This is a genomic window from Micromonospora sp. HM134 (assembly GCF_007833915.1).
Lineage (GTDB): Bacteria > Actinomycetota > Actinomycetes > Mycobacteriales > Micromonosporaceae > Micromonospora > Micromonospora wenchangensis.
Genome location: NZ_CP041061.1, coordinates 1777931 through 1795522 on the forward strand (window position 1 = coordinate 1777931; position 17592 = coordinate 1795522).

The following is a 17592-nucleotide window of genomic DNA, read 5'->3' on the forward strand; positions in this document are numbered from 1 at the left end:
TCGCGGTGCCGGACCGACGTGGTGCGCCGTGCCCGGTCGTTCATGACCGTATAGGTGAGATCGGTCATTTTCAAACATCTGTACGACGCAACTCGGCGTGTCGGGTGGAAATCCTGGCCTTTCGTACGCCTGTTCTGGTAGATGGTACGTCCCCGTCGGGCCGGTGTGCGGTGGGTCGCCGGTCGGGCCCGGTCCTCCGTCCGGGGGGCCTGTCCGGGTGGCCGGTAACCTCCCGTGGGCCTGGTCGGTTGCACTCAGCGTGCCCCCGGGGCGACGGGTCGCGGCCCGGGGTCGCCGGTGACGCGCCGGACACGCCGGCAACTTGACCCGACCCCATCGGCGGCCTACGGTCGACCCCTAGATGTAGTAGTCACACGGGCGTAAGTTGCCCACAGGTTGGGTTCGACTACCCACCGCACTCCCGTATCGTCGACCACGGCGACGGCCGGCGAAGCCGGCTCCGCCGGGCCGACGCGTGCCCGGAGGTGGGCGGGCGGTCCCCGGTCGATCAAGGAGGTCAGGCGATGCGGTGCCCGTACTGCCGGCACGCCGACTCCCGGGTGGTCGACTCGCGTGAGGCCGACGACGGTCAGCTGATCCGTCGCCGACGTTCCTGCCCGGAATGCGGCAAACGGTTCACCACGGTCGAGGAGGCCGTGCTCGCGGTGGTCAAGCGCAGCGGCGTGACCGAGCCGTTCAGCCGGACCAAGATCATCGGTGGGGTGCGCAAGGCGTGCCAGGGGCGGCCGGTCGACGAGGACTCCATCGCCCTGCTGGCCCAGAAGGTCGAGGAGACCGTCCGGGCCAAGGGCGCGGCCGAACTGCCGAGCCACGACGTGGGGCTGGCGATCCTGGGCCCACTGCGCGACCTGGACGAGGTGGCCTACCTGCGCTTCGCCAGCGTCTACCGCTCGTTCGACTCGCTCGCCGACTTCGAACGGGAGATCGAGACGCTGCGGGCCGCCGCACAGGCCCGCGTCGACGCGGCCGAGGCCGCCGACCGTACCGACTGAGTCTTTTCCGACAGCAACGACGTGGATTCTGACAGTGACGACGCGTGGCGGGTGGCCGCGCAGACGAGGGGGCCGATGAGATGGCGGGGGACGGCGTGACAACAAGCCGGTCGCGGGCGGCGAAGAACGGCGCGGTGACGGGGCTCAAGGTGCAGCGGGTCTGGACGACCGAGGGCGTGCACCCGTACGACGAGGTGGCGTGGGAGCGCCGCGACGTCGTCATGACCAACTGGCGGGACGGCTCGATCAACTTCGAGCAGCGCGGGGTGGAGTTCCCCGAGTCGTGGAGCGTCAACGCGGCCAACATCGTCACCACCAAGTACTTCCGGGGCGCGGTGGGCACCCCGGAGCGGGAGTGGTCGCTGCGGCAGCTCATCGACCGGGTGGTCCAGACCTACCGGGCCGCCGGTGAGCAGCACGGCTACTTCGCCAACCCGGCCGACGCGGAGGTCTTCGCGCACGAGCTGACCTGGATGCTGCTGCACCAGGTGTTCAGCTTCAACTCGCCGGTCTGGTTCAACGTCGGCACCCCGTCGCCGGCCCAGGTGAGCGCGTGCTTCATCCTCGCCGTCGACGACTCGATGGACTCCATCCTGGACTGGTACAAGGAGGAGGGGCTGATCTTCAAGGGCGGCTCCGGCTCCGGGGTCAACCTGTCCCGCATCCGGTCCTCCCGGGAACTGCTCTCCTCCGGCGGCACCGCCTCCGGCCCGGTCAGCTTCATGCGTGGCGCGGACGCCAGTGCCGGGACGATCAAGTCCGGCGGCGCCACCCGGCGCGCGGCCAAGATGGTCATCCTCGACGTCGACCACCCGGACATCGAGGAGTTCGTCACCACCAAGGCGCGCGAGGAGGACAAGATCCGCGCGCTGCGGGACGCCGGCTTCGACATGGACCTCGGCGGCAACGACATCGTCAGCGTCCAGTACCAGAACGCCAACAACTCCGTCCGGGTCTCCGACGAGTTCATGGCGGCGGTGGAGAACGGCGGCGGCTTCGACCTGCGGGGCCGGCTCGACGGGCAGACCATCGAGACCGTCGACGCGCAGAAGCTGTTCCGTACCATCGCCCAGGCCGCCTGGGAGTGCGCCGACCCGGGCCTGCAGTACGACGACACCATCAACGACTGGCACACCTGCCCGGAGACCGGCCGGATCACCGCGTCGAACCCGTGCTCGGAGTACCTGCACCTGGACAACTCCTCGTGCAACCTGGCCTCGCTCAACCTGATGAAGTTCCTCCGCGCCGACGGCGGCTTCGAGGTGGAGAAGTTCGTCCGGTCGGTCGAGTTCGTCATCACCGCGATGGACATCTCGATCTGCTTCGCCGACTTCCCGACCGAGAAGATCGGCGAGACCACCCGCGCCTACCGGCAGCTCGGCATCGGCTACGCCAACCTCGGCGCGCTGCTGATGGCCTCCGGCCTGCCGTACGACTCGGAGCAGGGCCGGTCGGTGGCCGCGGCGATCACCTCCCTGATGACCGGCACCGCGTACCGCCGTTCGGCCGAGCTGGCCGGCATCGTCGGCGCGTACGACGGCTACGCCCGTAACGCCGAGCCGCACAAGCGGGTCATGCGCAAGCACGCCGCCGCCAACGACGCCATCAAGCCGGCCGGCACCGTCGCCACCGCCGTCCAGCGGGAGGCCACCCGGCAGTGGACCGAGGGCAACAAGGTCGGCGACCGCAACGGCTGGCGCAACGCGCAGGCCAGTGTGCTCGCCCCGACCGGCACCATCGGCCTGATGATGGACTGCGACACCACGGGGGTCGAGCCCGACCTGGCGCTGGTGAAGTTCAAGAAGCTGGTCGGCGGCGGCTCGATGCAGATCGTCAACCAGACCGTGCCGCGCGCCCTGCGCAGCCTCGGCTACCCGGAGGAGCAGGTCGAGGCGATCGTCGAGCACATCGCCGACCACGGGCACGTGGTGGACGCCCCCGGCCTCAAGCCGGAGCACTACCCGGTCTTCGACTGCGCGATGGGCGAGCGGTCGATCGCCCCGATGGGGCACGTGCGGATGATGGCGGCCGTCCAGCCGTTCATCTCCGGGGCCATCTCCAAGACGGTCAACATGCCGGAGCAGGCCACCGTCGCCGACGTCGAGAAGATCTACTTCGAGGGCTGGAAGCTCGGCCTGAAGGCGCTGGCGATCTACCGGGACAACTGCAAGGTGGGCCAGCCGCTGTCGGTGGCCAAGCCCAACAAGGGCACCGCCGAGACGGGGACCCCGGCCGCCGAGGTCGAGAAGGCCGTGGAGAAGGTCGTCGAGTACCGCCCGGTGCGCAAGCGGCTGCCGAAGAAGCGCCCCTCGCAGACGGTCTCCTTCTCGGTCGGCGGCGCGGAGGGCTACCTCACCGCCTCGTCCTACCCGGACGACGGCCTCGGCGAGGTCTTCCTCAAGATGTCCAAGCAGGGCTCCACCCTGGCCGGGGTGATGGACGCCTTCTCGGTGGCGATCTCCATCGGCCTCCAGTACGGCGTCCCGCTGGAGACGTACGTCAGCAAGTTCACCAACATGCGCTTCGAGCCGGCGGGCATGACCGACGACCCGGACGTGCGGATGGCCGCCTCGGTGATGGACTACATCTTCCGTCGCCTGGCGCTGGACTTCCTGCCCTACGAGCGCCGCGCCGAGCTGGGCATCTTCACCGCCAAGGAGCGGGCCGCGCAGTTGCGGGCCGAGGCCGAGGCGGAGGCCAGCGGCGCGGACCTGACGGCGATGGCGTCCTCCGCCCCGGTCGAGGCGACCGAGCCGAAGACCGGCCCGGTGGCCCAGCCGGCCCAGGAGCTGGCCGAGGTGGCCGCCGCCAAGCCGGCGCCCGCCGTGGGTTCCTCCACCGAGCTGCTGGAGGCCGTGATCGGCAAGGCCGCCGACGCGCCGCTCTGCTTCACCTGCGGTACGAAGATGCGTCCGGCCGGTAGCTGCTACGTCTGCGAGGGCTGCGGCTCCACCAGCGGTTGCAGCTGACGTACGCGTCGAACGGGCGGGCCGGCACTCGGGTGCCGGCCCGCCCGTTGCTCGACTCCAGTGGACCGATACGGCGGTATCGATCCGACGTGGATACCGCCATATCGGCCCACTGATGATCGGGGCGGCGGGGATGATCGGGGCATGACCACCGCCGACCGGTACGTCGAGTTCGCCACCCGGGAGGCGCACGGCGTCTCCCCGGCCTACGAACGGCTGGCCCACGCGGTGGCCCGCGACGACGAACTGCTCGCCCTGCTGGACGACCTGCCGCCGGCCATGCGGCAGCCGCAACTGCTGCTCGGCGTGGTCCGCTGCCTCGGTGGCCCGGTCGACGACCCGGTCGTCTTCCGCGCCCACACCCTGGCGCACTGGCCCGCCGTCCGGGCCGCGATGCTCACCCGGGCGGTGCAGACCAACGAGGCCGGACGCTGCGCGGCGCTGCTGCCGGTGCTGGCCGCTCTGCCGCAGCCGCTGGCGCTGCTGGAGGTCGGCGCGTCCGCCGGCCTCTGCCTCTATCCCGACCGGTACGCCTACCGCTACGGCGACCACCTGCTCGGCGCGGACGAGCCGGTCCTCGACTGCACGCTGACCGGGACCGAGCCGCCGACCACCCGCCCCGAGGTGGCGTGGCGGGCCGGCCTGGACCTGAACCCGCTCGACGTCACCGACCCGGCCGACGTGGCCTGGCTCGACGCGCTGATCTGGCCGGAGCACACCCACCGCCGGACCCGGCTACGGGCGGCAGCGGCGGTGGCCGCCGCCGACCCGCCGGAACTGGTCCGTGGCGACCTGGTGGACGACCTGCCGGCGCTGGCCGCGCGGGCACCGGCCGGCGCGACGCTGGTGGTCCTGCACACCTCCGTGCTCTACCAGGTGCCGCCGGTACGCCGGGCGGCCTTCGTCGCGCTGGTCCGCGCCCTGCCCGGCCACTGGGTGTCCGCCGAGGCCGCCGACGTGCTGGCGCACCCCGGGCTGCCGGCACCGCCGGACGGGGCGTTGTACAACGTGCTCGCCCTCGACGGGACGCCGCTGGCCTGGATCCGCTCACACGGCCAGGAGGCACACTGGTTCGGCTGAACCTGGGGCGACCGGGCGACCGGGCAACCAGACGACCGGGCGACGGGGTGGACGGGCGGTCGAGCGCCGGTGACCGGCCCGATCCGGCGGGGACGTGACCCAGGTCATGACGCTCCGTGAGCGTCACGGGACAGCGGATGACATCGATCATCACTAGGCTGGGGTGCCGACGACTCCGGTGAGGTGTCATGGCGAAGCCGTCGCTGCCCCGTCCCGCCCTGTTCAGCCGCGCCCGGTCGGTCCGGAGGATCGTCGCCGTCGTCGCTCCGCTCGGCTGGGGTCTGCTGGTCGGCTGGTGGACCCCGCGTGGTCCCGGCACCACCGCCGAGGCCGTGACGTCGATCCTGGTCAGTCTCGCGGTCGGCGGGCTTGCCGGCTGGGCGAGCCGGTCCCGGGCGGCGATGCTCGCGGCTCCGGTGTTCTACGCCCTCGCCGTCGAGCTGGTCCGCTGGCCGCTGCGGGGGCCGACCGTGGACGCCCCGCACCTGAGCGGTTTCGGTGTCGGCGCGCTGCTGCTGGGGCGGGGCGCACACGGACTGCTGTCCCTGCTGCCGTTGCTGGTCGGCGCGGCGTACGGCGCGGGCCTGGCGCGACGGGCCGCCCCGACGGCGGGCCGCCGTCCGGTGTGGACCTGGCTGGGGCGGGCCGGGGTGGGCCTGCTCACCGCGTTGGTCGCCCTGGTGACGGTCGCAGTGGCGCTGCCGGCCGCAACCGCCGCCGTGCCGGGTGGGATCGCCGAGCTGACCACGGTGCGTGGCGGCGGCGACCGGGAGTTGGGGGTGCTGCTGCGGGGAGCCGACCGGCAGGCCCCGGTGCTGCTCTTCCTGCCCGGTGGGCCGGGCAGTTCCGAGGTGGGGGCGGTCCGGCGGCACCTCGCCGGGCTGGAACGGCAGTTCGTGGTGGCTACCGTGGACCGGCGGGGCGCGGCACGGTCGTGGGCGGCATTCCCGCCCTCCTCGTCGTTGACCCTCGACAGCGAGGTCGCCGATCTGCTCGCCGTCGCCGACCGGCTGCGGCAGCGCTTCGGCCGGCCGGACGTCTACCTGGTGGCGCACTCCGGGGGGACGCTGGTCGCCGCCGTCGCCGTGCAGCGCCGCCCGGAGCTGTTCCGGGCGTACGTCGGGGTCGGCCAGGCGGTCGACCTGCGGGCCGCCGACCGCAGCCAGTACGCCGACACCCTCGCCTGGGCGCGCCGGAGCGGACGGGCCGATCTGGTGCGGCAGCTGACCGACCTGGGACCGCCGCCGTATCCGGACATGTACCACTACGAGCCGTTGCTGGCCAACGAGGCAGCCGCCTTCGACTTCGACCGCACCGGCAACCACGAGGGCCGGGGCGGGACGGGGGAGAACCTGGGCGTCGCCGAGTACACCCTGCTGGAGAAGGTGCACGTGCTCGGCGGCAGCCTGGACGGCTGGGACGTGCTCTACCCGAAGGTCCAGCAGGTCGACCTGCGTGCCCGGGTGCGGCAGCTCGCGGTGCCGGTCTATCTGGTCGACGGCGCGCACGAGGTGCCGGGCCGTCTTGCCCTGACCGGCCAGTGGTACGCCCAGCTCCAGGCCCCGCACAAGGAGCACGTGGTGCTGGACGCCGCCGGCCACCGGTCGCTCTACCAGCGGCCCGGTCCCTTCGTCGACCTGCTGACCCGGGTCCGCGCCGAGACCGCCGGCCCGGGAGGGTGAGCCCGCCGGGTCCGTAGACTCGTCGTGGTGAGTGGGGAGCGACGTCCGTTGGCGGACCGGCCGTTGACCGAGCCGCACCCGTCCCGGCTGCCGTCGGAGCGCCCCGACCGGGCGCTGATCCTCGCCGCGCACGCCGCCGCGCTCGCCGCCGGGGAGGCCGGCTATCCCGACCCGGACACCGGCCTGTTCGTCCTCACCGCCGGTTTCCTGGCCCGGCGCGGCATCTGCTGCGGGCGCGGCTGCCGGCACTGCCCGTACGTCGACGACTGATTCGGCTGCCCCGGCCGCCCGGCGACCTGGATCGGGGCGGACCGGCGGGGGATCGGTGACCGAGCTGACCCGGTCCGAACAGGAGGGGCGGGTCTTCCGTCCGGCAACGCCAACCCGTACGGTTTCCGACGGACACCGGCGGGTTCCCCGTCGACGATCGCGGAGGTGTGCCCGTGCACGGGCGGATCTGGCTGGCCGGCGTGGGCGTGCTGCTGACCACGGGCTGTGGTGCGTCGGAGGTCGAGCCGGTGCGGCTGCCCGCCGGGGAACCGGTCACCGTGGAGGTGGGTGCCGCCTCGTCCGGCGGCGCGTGCCGGCTGCTCGACTTCGCGGTGATCGAGGAACACACCGAGGTCCGCTTCGACGTGGCCGCCGCCAGCGAGCGCGGCGACACCCGGACCTGCGTGGTGCGGGCCACCGACGCGACCTGGCCGGAGTTGACCCTGACGGTCACCGACACTTCGATCGACGTGCCCACCTTCACCGCCGACGTGCTGCCCGCCGGGGCGAAGAAGGTGTCGAAGCTGGGCCAGGCCGCCTACCGCCGGACGGGCGCGAAGACCAGCGGGCGCGGCCCGACGGCCGAGGTGGGCTGGCTCGCCACCGAGGACCGGTTGGCCACGCTCCGCTGGACCTGCCGGCCGGGCGACGACGGGGCGACCGCCGGCGAGGTGGCCGACCACCTCGTCGACCTGGCCAGGACGCTCGACACCCGGTCGCTGTGACGCCCGGTCGCTGTGACAGCCGGTCGTGGTGACGGCCGGGCCGCCGCCGGAGGCGGTCAGTGGGCGGCGACGAAGACCCGGGAGGCGACCTCGCGGGGCAGCCGGACCCGTTCGCCGGAGCGGTCGATGAACACCCCGTCGCGTTCCTGAGCGACGGTGACCGTGGCACCCGGGTCCACCCCGGCGGCGTGCAGTTGCCGCAGCACGTCGGCGTCGGTCTGGACGCTCTCGCAGATCCGCCGGACCACCACCTGCCCGGTCAGCCCGGGGAAGGCGAGGTTGCGTTCACCCTCGACCGGCTCGCTGGCCCCGGCCTGCGGCGAACCCAGCTCCTCAAGCCCCGGGATCGGGTTGCCGTACGGCGAGCGGGTGGGGCGGTTGAGCAGGTCGTACACCCGCTTCTCGACCGCGTCGCTCATCACGTGCTCCCACCGGCAGGCCTCCTCGTGGGCCTCCTCGTAGGGCATCCCGATCACGTTGACCAGCAGCAGCTCGGCGAGCCGGTGCTTGCGCATCACCGACACGGCGCTGCCCCGGCCCAGCTCGGTGAGCGCCAGGTGCCGGTCGCCCTCGACGGTGAGCAGCCCGTCGCGTTCCATCCGGGCCACGGTCTGGCTGACGGTCGGTCCGCTCTGCCGTAACCGCTCGGCGATCCGGGCACGCAGCGGCGGCACCCCCTCCTCTTCGAGTTCGAGGATGGTGCGCAGGTACATCTCGGTCGTGTCGACCAGGTCATGCTTCACGTCAGCGGCCTCCCGGTGGTCGATGCTACCCCGGCGCGCGAAGATCGACCTGCGCCGAAACGCGAGGTCGGTGCCCCGATGGTGTTGACTGGACCGCATGTCCGGTACCGATGACCCCCTGATCGAGCCGGACCGGCTCGCCGCCGAGCTGGCCCGGCCCGACGCACCGACCCTGCTGGACGTCCGCTGGCGGCTGGCCGGCCCGCCGGGCCGCGCGGACTACGTGGCCGGGCACCTGCCCGGCGCGGTCTTCGTCGACCTGGACACCGACCTGTGCGGTCCGCCCGGCGCGGCGGGCCGGCACCCGCTGCCCGACCCGGCCGCCCTCCAGGCCGCGCTGCGGGCCGCCGGCGTGCGCACCGGTCACCCCGTGGTGGTGTACGACGACGGCGACGGCCTGGCTGCCGCCCGTGCCTGGTGGACGCTGCGCTGGGCCGGGCACCGGCCGGTGCGGGTGCTGGCCGGTGGCTGGGCGGCCTGGTGTTCCGCCGGGCTGCCGCACACCGTCGAGGTGCCCACCGTCACGCCCGGTGACGTGACCGTCCGGCCGGGCGCGCTGCCGGTGCTGGACGCCGACGCGGCGGCGGCCCTCGCGGCGGCCGACGACGGGGTGCTGATCGACGTGCGGGCCGCGCCCCGCTACCGGGGTGAGACCGAGCCGATCGACCCGGTCGCCGGGCACGTGCCGGGCGCGGTGAACCTGCCCGCCCCCGGGTACGTCACCGAGGGGCGCTACCCGGCCGCCGACGTGCTGCGGGACCGGTTCGCCGCGGTGGGGGTGCGCGCCGACGGGCCGGTGGGGGCGTACTGCGGGTCGGGGGTGACCGCCGCGCAGGCGGTGCTGGCGTTGCACCTGGCGGGCCGGCCGGACGCCGCGCTCTACGTCGGATCGTGGAGCGGATGGGTCGCCGACGGGTCCCGGCCGGTGGCGACCGGCCCGACACCCGGCGGCTGACCTGCACGTGTGGTGGGCGGGCGGTGACCGTCGTGCGACGATGACCCCATGTCGGACGACACGCTGGTGGTGTGGGACGAGTCCCTGCTCGACTACGACATGGGGGAGCACCCCTTGGACCCGGTCCGGGTCGAGCTGACCGTGGCGCTGGCCCGGGAGCTGGGCGTCCTGGACCGGCCCGGGGTGCGGCTGGTCGAACCCGAGCCGGCCGACGACGCGACGCTGACCCGGGTGCACCGGCCCGACTACCTGGACGCGGTCCGGGCCGCCCCCCGCGATCCGCTCTTCGCCGGGTACGGACTGGGCACCTCGGACAATCCGGTCTTCGACGGGATGCACGAGTCCAGCGCGCTGATCGCGGGGGCGAGTGTGGCCGCCGCCGAGGCGGTCTGGCGGGGCGAGGCCCGCCGTGCGGTCAACGTGGCCGGTGGGCTGCACCACGCGATGCCCGACCGGGCCGCCGGGTTCTGCGTCTACAACGACCCGGCGGTGGCCATCGCCCGCCTGCTCGACCTGGGTGCCGAGCGGGTCGCGTACGTCGACGTGGACGTGCACCACGGCGACGGCGTGCAGGAGGTCTTCTACCGGGACCCCCGGGTGCTCACGGTGAGCCTGCACGAGACCCCGCTCGCGCTCTTCCCCGGCACCGGGTTCCCCGACGAGACCGGCGGGCCGGGGGCGCAGGGCAGCGCGGTCAACCTGCCGCTGCCGCCGGGCACCGACGACGCCGGCTGGCAACGCGCCTTCCACGCGGTCGTGCCCTCGGTGCTGCGGGCGTTCCGGCCGCAGATCCTGCTCACCCAGTGCGGCGCCGACGGGCACCGGCTCGACCCGCTGGCCGACCTGCACCTGTCGGTGGACGGGCAGCGCGCCACCTACCTGGCGTTGCGGGCGCTCGCCGACGAGTTGTGCGACGGCCGCTGGGTGGCCACCGGCGGCGGCGGGTACGCCCTGGTGGAGGTGGTGCCCCGGGCCTGGACCCACCTGCTGGCGGTGGCCACCGGCGACCCGCTCGACCCGGCCACCCTCACCCCGCCCGGCTGGCGCACGCTGGCCGCCCACCGGCGGCCCGGCCGGGACGTACCACTGCGGATGACCGACGACGTCGACCCGGAACACCGGCCGTGGCAGCCGACCGGGGAGCCGAACTCGGTGGACCGAGCCGTGGCGGCCACCCGCAAGGCGGTGTTCCCGCTGCTCGGGCTGGACCCGTACGACCCGCGCGACTGAGCCGGGACCTGGGGAGGGACCGGTGACCACTGTCGACCAACCGGTGGACGTGCTGCTCAGCGACGGCAGCACCGTCGGGCTGCGACCGATCCGGCCGCAGGACGCCCCGGAGATCGTCGCCATGCACGGGCGGTTCTCGGAACGCACCCGCTACCTGCGTTACTTCTCGCCGTACCCGCGCATTCCGGAACGGGACCTGCACCGGTTCGTCACCGTCGACCACCGGGACCGGGAGGCGTTCGTGGTGCTGGCCGGCGACCGGATCGTCGCCGTCGGCCGGTACGAGCGGCTGGGGCCGGCGGCCCCCGAGGCCGAGGTGGCGTTCGTGGTGGAGGACGCCTACCAGGGCCGGGGGATCGGTTCGGTGCTGCTGGAGCACCTGGCCGACGCGGCCCGCCGGGCCGGCATCGGGCACTTCGTCGCCGAGGTGCTGCCCACCAACGGGGCGATGCTGCGGGTCTTCGCCGACTTCGGCTACCAGGTGCAACGCCAGTTCGCCGACGGGGTGGTGCACCTGACCTTCCCGATCGCGCCGACCGAGGCGACCCTGGCGGTGCAGCGGGGCCGGGAACACCGCACCGAGGCCCGGTCCATCGCCCGGCTGCTCGCCCCGCGCGGGGTGGCCGTCTACGGGGCCAGCGCCACCGGTCAGGGCGTCGGCGCGGCGCTGCTCGGGCACCTGCGTGACGGCGGGTACCCGGGGGCGATCGTGCCGGTGCACCCGGGGGCGCGCACGGTGGCGGGGCTGCCCGCGTACCCGTCGGCGGCCGACGCGGGGGTGGCGGTCGACCTGGCGGTCGTCGCGGTGCCCCCCGACGCGGCGGCCGGGGTGGTGGCCGACGCCGCCGCGGCCGGCGCGCACGGCCTGGTGGTCATCTCCGCCGGCTTCGCCGAGGCCGGTCCGGCCGGCGCGGCGGCCCAGCGGTCCCTGGTCCGGGCGGCACACGCCGCCGGCATGCGGGTCGTCGGCCCGAACTGTCTGGGGGTGGCGAACACCGACGAGCGGGTACGCCTCAACGCCACCCTGGCCCCGGTGCTGCCGGCCCCCGGCCGGGTGGGTTTCTTCAGCCAGTCCGGCGCGTTCGGGGTGGCGCTGCTGGCGCAGGCGCAGCGTCGCGGGCTGGGCCTGTCGAGTTTCGTGTCGGCCGGCAACCGGGCCGACGTGTCCGGCAACGACCTGCTCCAGTACTGGCAGGACGATCCGGGCACCGACGTGATCCTGCTCTACCTGGAGACCTTCGGCAATCCGCGCAAGTTCGCCCGGCTGGCCCGCCGGATCGGCCGGGACAAGCCGGTGGTGGCGCTGGCCTCGCTGGCCCGCCCGGCCGGCCCGGCGCTGGACGAGGCCGCCGTCAGCGCGCTGTTCGCCCAGTCCGGGGTGATCCGGGTGGACACCGTCGCCGAGCTGCTCGACGTCGGGGTGTTGCTGGCGCACCAGCCGCTGCCCGCCGGGGACCGGGTCGCGGTGGTGGGCAACTCGTCGGCGCTGACCGGGCTGGCCGCCGCCGCCTGCGGCGGGCAGGGCCTCACCGTGGCCGACGGCTACCCCCGCGACGTCGGCCCGCACGCCGGTGTCGCCGAGTTCACCGCCGCGTTGGCCGGGGCCGCCGCCGACGACCGGGTGGACGCGCTGGTCGCGGTCTTCGCACCGCCGCTGCCGGGGCAGCTCACCGTGGAGGAGGCGGACTTCACCGCCGCCCTGCCGGCGACACTGGCCGGTGGCAAGCCGACCGTGGTGACGTTCCTCGCCGGGCGGGTGCCGGCGGGGCTGCCCGCGTACCCGAGCGTGGAGGAGGCGGTGCGGGCGCTGGGCCGGGTCGGCCGGTACGCCGGGTGGCTGCGGCGGGACCCGGGCACGGTGCCGGAGCTGTCCGGGGTGGACCGGGCCGCCGGGCGGGCCGCGTTGCGTGGTGACGCCGCCGACCCGGTGGCGCTGCTTGCCGCGTACGGCGTCGAGGTGGTCGGGTCGGTGCCCGCCGGCAGCGTCGACGAGGCGCTCGCCGCCGCCGACCGCTGCGGGTGGCCGGTGGCGTTGAAGGCCGCCGCCCCCGGCCTGCGGCACCGCCTCGACCTGGGCGCCGTCCGCCTCGACCTGGCCGACCCGGTCGCCCTGCGCCGGGCGTACGCGGACCTGGCGGCCGGTTTCGGCGCGCAGGTGCTGGTCCAGCCGATGGTGCCGCCCGGGGTGGCCTGCGTGGTGGAGCTGCGGGAGGACCCGGCGTTCGGGCCGGTGGTCGGCTTCGGGCTGGGGGGCGTCGCCACCGAACTGCTCGGTGACCGGGCCTGGCGGGCGGTGCCGTTGACCGACCGGGACGCGGCCGAACTGGTCGACGAGCCCCGGGCGTCGCCGCTGCTGCGGGGGCACCGCGGTGCCGCCCCGGTGGACCGGGCGGCCCTGGCCGACCTGCTGCTGCGGGTGGGGCGGCTCGCCGACGAGCAGCCCCGGGTGCGGTCGCTCACCCTCAACCCGGTGCTGGCCCGCCCGGACGGCGTGTCGGTGCTGCACGCGACGGTGGGGGTCGGCACGGCCGGGGCCCGCCCCGACACCGGCCCGCGCCGGCTCTGACCTGCCGCCCCAGGCCCGGCGGTGACGGGTCCGGACGGCGGTCAGGCCCCCGGCGAACCGCCGGGGGCCTGACCGCGAACCGTTCCGCTCAGCAGGCGTACGCCTCCAGCCGCTGCGCCCGCTCCGGGTCGCGCAGCTTGAGCAGGGTGACCTTCTCGATCTGCCGGATGCGCTCCCGGGACAGGCCGAACTCCTTGCCCACCTCGTCGAGGGTGCGCTGCCGGCCGTCGTCGAGGCCGAACCGGAGCCGGATCACCGCCTGCTCCCGCTGGGAGAGGGTGGCGAGCACGATGCGTACCTCGTTGCGCAGTTCGCCGTTGGCGGCGGCGTCACCCGGCTCGGTGCGCGGGTCCACCGAGGCGACGAAGTCACCGAGGGCGCTCTCGCCGTCCTCGCCGACGGCCTGGTCGAGGCTGACCGGCTCCCGGTCGTACGAGATCAGCTCGATGACCTGGAACTCGGGGATCTCCATCGCCCGCGCCACCTCGGACACGATCGGCTCGCGGCCCAGCGTGACCGACAGCTCCCGGCGGACCCGGACCATCCGGTTGACCTGCTCGACCATGTGCACCGGGATGCGGATCGTGCGCGCCTGGTCGGCCATCGCCCGGGTGATCGCCTGCCGGATCCACCAGGTGGCGTACGTGGAGAACTTGTAACCCTTCGCGTAGTCGAACTTCTCGACCGCGCGGATCAGGCCGAGGTTGCCCTCCTGGATCAGGTCGAGGAAGGCCATCCCCCGCCCGGTGTACCGCTTGGCGATGCTGACCACCAGTCGCAGGTTCGCCTCCAGCAGGTGGTCCTTGGCGGCGCGACCCTCCCGGGCGATCAGCGCGAGGTCGGCGTGCAGATCGCCGGAGACGGGGATGCACGTCGACAGCTTCTCCTCGGCGAACAGCCCGGCCTCGATCCGCTTGGCCAGCTCCACCTCCTGGGCCGCGGTGAGCAGCTTGGTCCGGCCGATGCCGTTGAGGTAGGCCCGGACCAGGTCGGTGGAGACCCCGCGCTCGTCGGTGGCGTCGAGGTCGGTGAGGGCTTCGGTGCCGTGCTCGGCGTCGATGGTGGTGGCCGGGCGCGTCTTGTTATCGATCATCTGCAGGGCCATCTCTGTGTCTCCCCGTGTCCGCTTTCGTGTCGCGTACCGGCGCCATCGGCCCCGGTGACGAACAGCTTTCCAACCGGGACGTGAAACGGGGGTGAGGCGATCGGGGAACCGACAGCAATCCGGTCGGATGCGGGGTGTGCCGTGCCGGTCTTGCCGGGTCCGGCTACCGTGCCAGCGGTCGACCATCCTGGTCGGCCCTGAACAGGCAATGGAGGACGTGGTGGTCTTCAAGCGGCTCATGCAGTCGATGGGGGTGGGCGGTCCGTCGGTGGAGACCGTGCTCGCCAACCCGAACTGCCGTCCGGGCGGGGTGCTGGAGGGTCGGGTGCACGTGGCCGGCGGCGACCACGCCACCGACATCGAGTACGTGGCGCTCGGTCTGGTCACCCGGGTCGAGGTGGAGGGCGCGGACTCCGAGTACGAGACGACCCAGGAGTTCGCCCGCCAGCAGGTCACCGGCCCGTTCCGGCTGGAGGCGGGCCAGCGGTACGACATCCCGTTCCGGTTCGCCGTGCCGTGGGAGACCCCGCTGACCGACCTGTACGGCCACCGGCTGCACGGGATGACGATGGGGCTGCGTACCGAGCTGGAGGTGGCCCGCGCGGTCGACAAGGGTGACCTGGACGCGGTGTCGGTGCATCCGCTGCCGGCCCAGGAGCGGCTGCTGGAGGCGCTGCTGCGGCTGGGCTTCCGGTTCGCCCGCGCCGACGTCGAGCGCGGCCACATCTACGGCGTACGGCAGAGCCTGCCGTTCTACCAGGAGATCGAGTTCTACCCCGCGCCGCAGTACGCCGGGGCGATCAACCAGCTGGAGGTCACCTTCGTCACCGACCCGCACCAGGTGCAGGTGGTGCTGGAGCTGGACAAGCGCGGCGGCCTGTTCACCGAGGGCCGGGACACCTTCGGCCGGTTCACCGTCGACCACGCCAACGCCGACCGCACCGACTGGGCCGCCCAACTCGACGGCTGGCTCCGCCAGTCCCTCCAACGCCGGGGCCTCTTCTCCTGACCTGACCCGGCCCCGCCCACCTGCCCCCGCTCTGCCTGCTTCGCCCCGCTCGCCCTGCCCCGCCCCGCCTCGCCCCGGTGATCAAGAGGTTTGCGTCAACTGATCAAGAGGTTTGTGTCAACTTCGATCTTCAGGATGACGTGAACCTCTTGATCACCGGCACTGACGCGGGGGCGAGCGGGGCGTGGGCGTGGGGAGGGGGTGGTCAGAGGTCCAGGAGGAGGGTGCGGGGGCCGGTGTTGATGCTCTCGACGAGCATGTGGGCGCGGAAACGGCCCGTCTCGACCGTCGCGCCCCGGGCGCGTAGCGCCTCGACCACGGCGGTGACCAGTGGTTCGGCCACCTCGGCGGGGGCGGCGGCGGTCCAGCTCGGCCGGCGGCCCCTGCGGGTGTCGCCGTAGAGGGTGAACTGGCTGACCAGCAGGATCGGGGCACCGGTGTCGGCGGCGCTGCGCTCGTCGTCGAGGATGCGCAGCTCGTGCACCTTGCGGGCCATCGTCGCGGCCAGCTCGGGGGTGTCGGTGTGGGTGACCCCGAGCAGCACCAGCAGGCCGTCGGTGACCGCGCCGACCACCTCCCCGTCGACGGTCACACTGGCCCGGCCGACGGTCTGCACCACCGCCCGCATCAGTCGGTCACCGGCTCGACGATGCCCCGCTCGACCAGGTGCGCCACGATCGGTCCGGCCGCCTCGGCCAGCTCGTCGGTGGTGACGTCGTGCGCGGCGGCGAGCAGGGCGAGCTGGTCACGCAGCGGCAGCCGTCCGTCGCAGCCGCCGACCAGGGCCAGCACCAGCGGGTCGATCTCCTCGCTCCAGCGCAGCCCGTGCGGCATCGTCAGGACCTGCCGGTCCACCGCCCAGCCCTCGTCGCCGATCGTCGCCTCCTGCCGCAGTTGCAGCCCCGGGGCGGCCCGGAAACGCGCGGCGAGCAGCCCGTCGACGCCCCGGTCCCGGATGAGGTCCTGCCGGTCGAACCAGGCGGCGACCTGGTCGCCCAGGGGGGCCTCGACCCGCTGGCGCAGATCCTCCACCCGGACGACGGGATCGTCGTGCCCGCCCCGGCGCAGCGAGACGATGCCGAACCCGACCGCCTCGATCTTGTGCGCGTCGAACCAGTCCAGCCAGGCCGCCGCCCGGTGCGGGTCGGTCGCCTCGCCGACGTCGGCCAGCCACAGGTTGACGTACGCCATCGGGTCGGCGACCTCGCGTTGGATCACCCAGGCGTCCAGGCCGGTGCCGGCGAACCAGCCGGTCACCCGCTCGGCCCAGTCCTCCCCGGCGACGTGCACCCAGTTGGCCAGGTACTGCATGGTGCCGCCCTCGGTGAGCAGACCCGGGGCGGCGGCGGCCAGTTCCGCGCCGATCGCGTCGCCGACCCGGCCGGAGTCCCGGTAGACGTGGGTGGTGGTGCCCGGCCCGACCACGAACGGCGGGTTGCTGACCACCAGGTCGAACCGGCGTCCGGCCACCGGGGCGACCAGGTCGCCGCGCAGCAGTTCCCAGTCCTGCCCGTTGAGGGCGGCGGTGGTGGCGGCGAACCGCAGTGCCCGTTGCGACACGTCGGTGGCGGTGACCTGCCGGGCCCGGGTGGCCAGGTGCAGGGCCTGCACACCGGAGCCGGTGCCGAGGTCCAGCGCGGTGTCCACCGGGCGGCGGACGGTCGCCCCGATCAGGGTCTGGGTGGCCCCGCCGATGCCGAGCACGTGTTCGCTGGGCAGTGGCCGACCCGGGCGGGCGCTGGCCGGCACGTCGGCGAGCACCCACCAGGTGTCCCCGTACGGCTCCAGGTCGATCCCGGCGCGCAGGCCGTCACCGTACGGTTCGACGAGGCCGGCGGCGACGGCCTCGGCGAGGTCGAGCGGGGCGAGCGCGGCGGCGACCGCCGACTCGGGTTCGGTCTGGTCGCAGACGAACACCCGGATCAGGGTGGCCAGCGGGTCGCGCTCCTCGGTGGCGCGCAGCGCGGCCCGGAAGTCGTTGCGGGCCACCCCGCCGGTGGCCTGCGGCCCGAGCCGGCCGGCGATGCCGTTGGCGGTGAAGTCGGCGTCGGTGAGCGCGGTGCGCAGCGCGTCGACGCCGGCGGGGGAGAGCAGCATGTCGTAACGGTCCACCTCGTCATCCTGCCTGGCCGGGGGCCGCCGGTGGCGGGCACCCGTTGACTTCCATAACGCCAGCTCAATCCCCCGGCCGTTATCTCTGTTACGTGCGTCGATGTCTCGTTAACATTCCCTCCAACATCCGTCG

The 17592-nt window shown here is 73.8% G+C and carries 14 protein-coding genes; 10 read left to right on the plus strand and 4 right to left on the minus strand.

Going from position 1 to position 17592, the window contains the following annotated elements; translation table 11 throughout:
- Nucleotides 1–524 precede the first annotated feature (524 nt).
- From nrdR to FJK98_RS08245, 6 genes are all read left to right on the plus strand, one after another.
- Nucleotides 525–1013, plus strand: coding sequence for a transcriptional regulator NrdR (nrdR, locus tag FJK98_RS08220; protein ID WP_145918492.1), 489 nt, complete (start codon nt 525–527; stop codon nt 1011–1013).
- A gap of 80 nt (nt 1014–1093) precedes the next feature.
- A complete protein-coding gene (locus FJK98_RS08225) occupies nt 1094–3982 on the plus strand; it encodes a vitamin B12-dependent ribonucleotide reductase (protein ID WP_145918493.1) in 2889 nt (962 codons plus the stop codon).
- A gap of 144 nt (nt 3983–4126) precedes the next feature.
- The gene (locus tag FJK98_RS08230; protein ID WP_145918494.1) at nt 4127–5062 is read left to right on the plus strand and encodes a DUF2332 domain-containing protein; all 936 of its coding nucleotides are present in this window, start codon (nt 4127–4129) and stop codon (nt 5060–5062) included.
- 188 nt (nt 5063–5250) lie between these two features.
- Entirely contained in the window at nt 5251–6744 is a 1494-nt protein-coding gene (locus FJK98_RS08235; protein ID WP_145918495.1) for an alpha/beta fold hydrolase, read from the plus strand.
- A gap of 27 nt (nt 6745–6771) precedes the next feature.
- The gene (locus FJK98_RS08240) at nt 6772–7014 is read left to right on the plus strand and encodes a DUF5522 domain-containing protein (RefSeq protein WP_145918496.1); all 243 of its coding nucleotides are present in this window, start codon (nt 6772–6774) and stop codon (nt 7012–7014) included.
- Between the two features lie 173 nt (nt 7015–7187).
- Nucleotides 7188–7739 carry a hypothetical protein gene (locus tag FJK98_RS08245; protein WP_145918497.1) on the plus strand — a complete coding sequence of 184 codons (552 nt, stop codon included), beginning with the start codon at nt 7188–7190 and terminating at the stop codon, nt 7737–7739.
- A gap of 56 nt (nt 7740–7795) precedes the next feature.
- On the opposite strand, the gene FJK98_RS08250 is transcribed toward FJK98_RS08245, so the two are convergent.
- On the minus strand, nt 7796–8452 hold the full coding sequence (locus FJK98_RS08250) for a metal-dependent transcriptional regulator (RefSeq protein WP_240762923.1): 657 nt from the start codon (nt 8450–8452) through the stop codon (nt 7796–7798).
- Between the two features lie 127 nt (nt 8453–8579).
- On the opposite strand from FJK98_RS08250, the gene FJK98_RS08255 reads away from it, so the two are divergent.
- From FJK98_RS08255 to FJK98_RS08265, 3 genes are read left to right on the plus strand one after another with little or no spacing between them, the layout of a single operon-like run.
- On the plus strand, nt 8580–9437 hold the full coding sequence (locus FJK98_RS08255) for a sulfurtransferase (RefSeq protein WP_145918499.1): 858 nt from the start codon (nt 8580–8582) through the stop codon (nt 9435–9437).
- A 48-nt stretch (nt 9438–9485) separates the two neighbouring features.
- A complete protein-coding gene (locus tag FJK98_RS08260; RefSeq protein ID WP_145918500.1) occupies nt 9486–10667 on the plus strand; it encodes an acetoin utilization protein AcuC in 1182 nt (393 codons plus the stop codon).
- Nucleotides 10668–10689: 22 nt separating this feature from the next.
- Nucleotides 10690–13233 carry a bifunctional GNAT family N-acetyltransferase/acetate--CoA ligase family protein gene (locus FJK98_RS08265; protein ID WP_145918501.1) on the plus strand — a complete coding sequence of 848 codons (2544 nt, stop codon included), beginning with the start codon at nt 10690–10692 and terminating at the stop codon, nt 13231–13233.
- An 88-nt stretch (nt 13234–13321) separates the two neighbouring features.
- Here FJK98_RS08265 and sigB read toward each other — a convergent pair whose 3' ends face one another.
- Complete coding sequence (gene sigB, locus FJK98_RS08270) at nt 13322–14338, minus strand: RNA polymerase sigma factor SigB (protein ID WP_370517017.1); 1017 nt, start codon at nt 14336–14338, stop codon at nt 13322–13324.
- 220 nt (nt 14339–14558) lie between these two features.
- On the opposite strand from sigB, the gene FJK98_RS08275 reads away from it, so the two are divergent.
- On the plus strand, nt 14559–15347 hold the full coding sequence (locus tag FJK98_RS08275; protein ID WP_145922638.1) for a sporulation protein: 789 nt from the start codon (nt 14559–14561) through the stop codon (nt 15345–15347).
- Nucleotides 15348–15552: 205 nt separating this feature from the next.
- Here FJK98_RS08275 and dtd read toward each other — a convergent pair whose 3' ends face one another.
- On the minus strand, nt 15553–15975 hold the full coding sequence (gene dtd / locus FJK98_RS08280) for a D-aminoacyl-tRNA deacylase (protein WP_145918502.1): 423 nt from the start codon (nt 15973–15975) through the stop codon (nt 15553–15555).
- Nucleotides 15975–17459: a methyltransferase gene (locus FJK98_RS08285; RefSeq protein ID WP_205789406.1), complete on the minus strand. Its 1485-nt coding sequence runs from the start codon at nt 17457–17459 to the stop codon at nt 15975–15977. The genes dtd and FJK98_RS08285 overlap by 1 nt, the downstream gene beginning before the upstream one ends.
- Nucleotides 17460–17592: the final 133 nt, after the last annotated feature.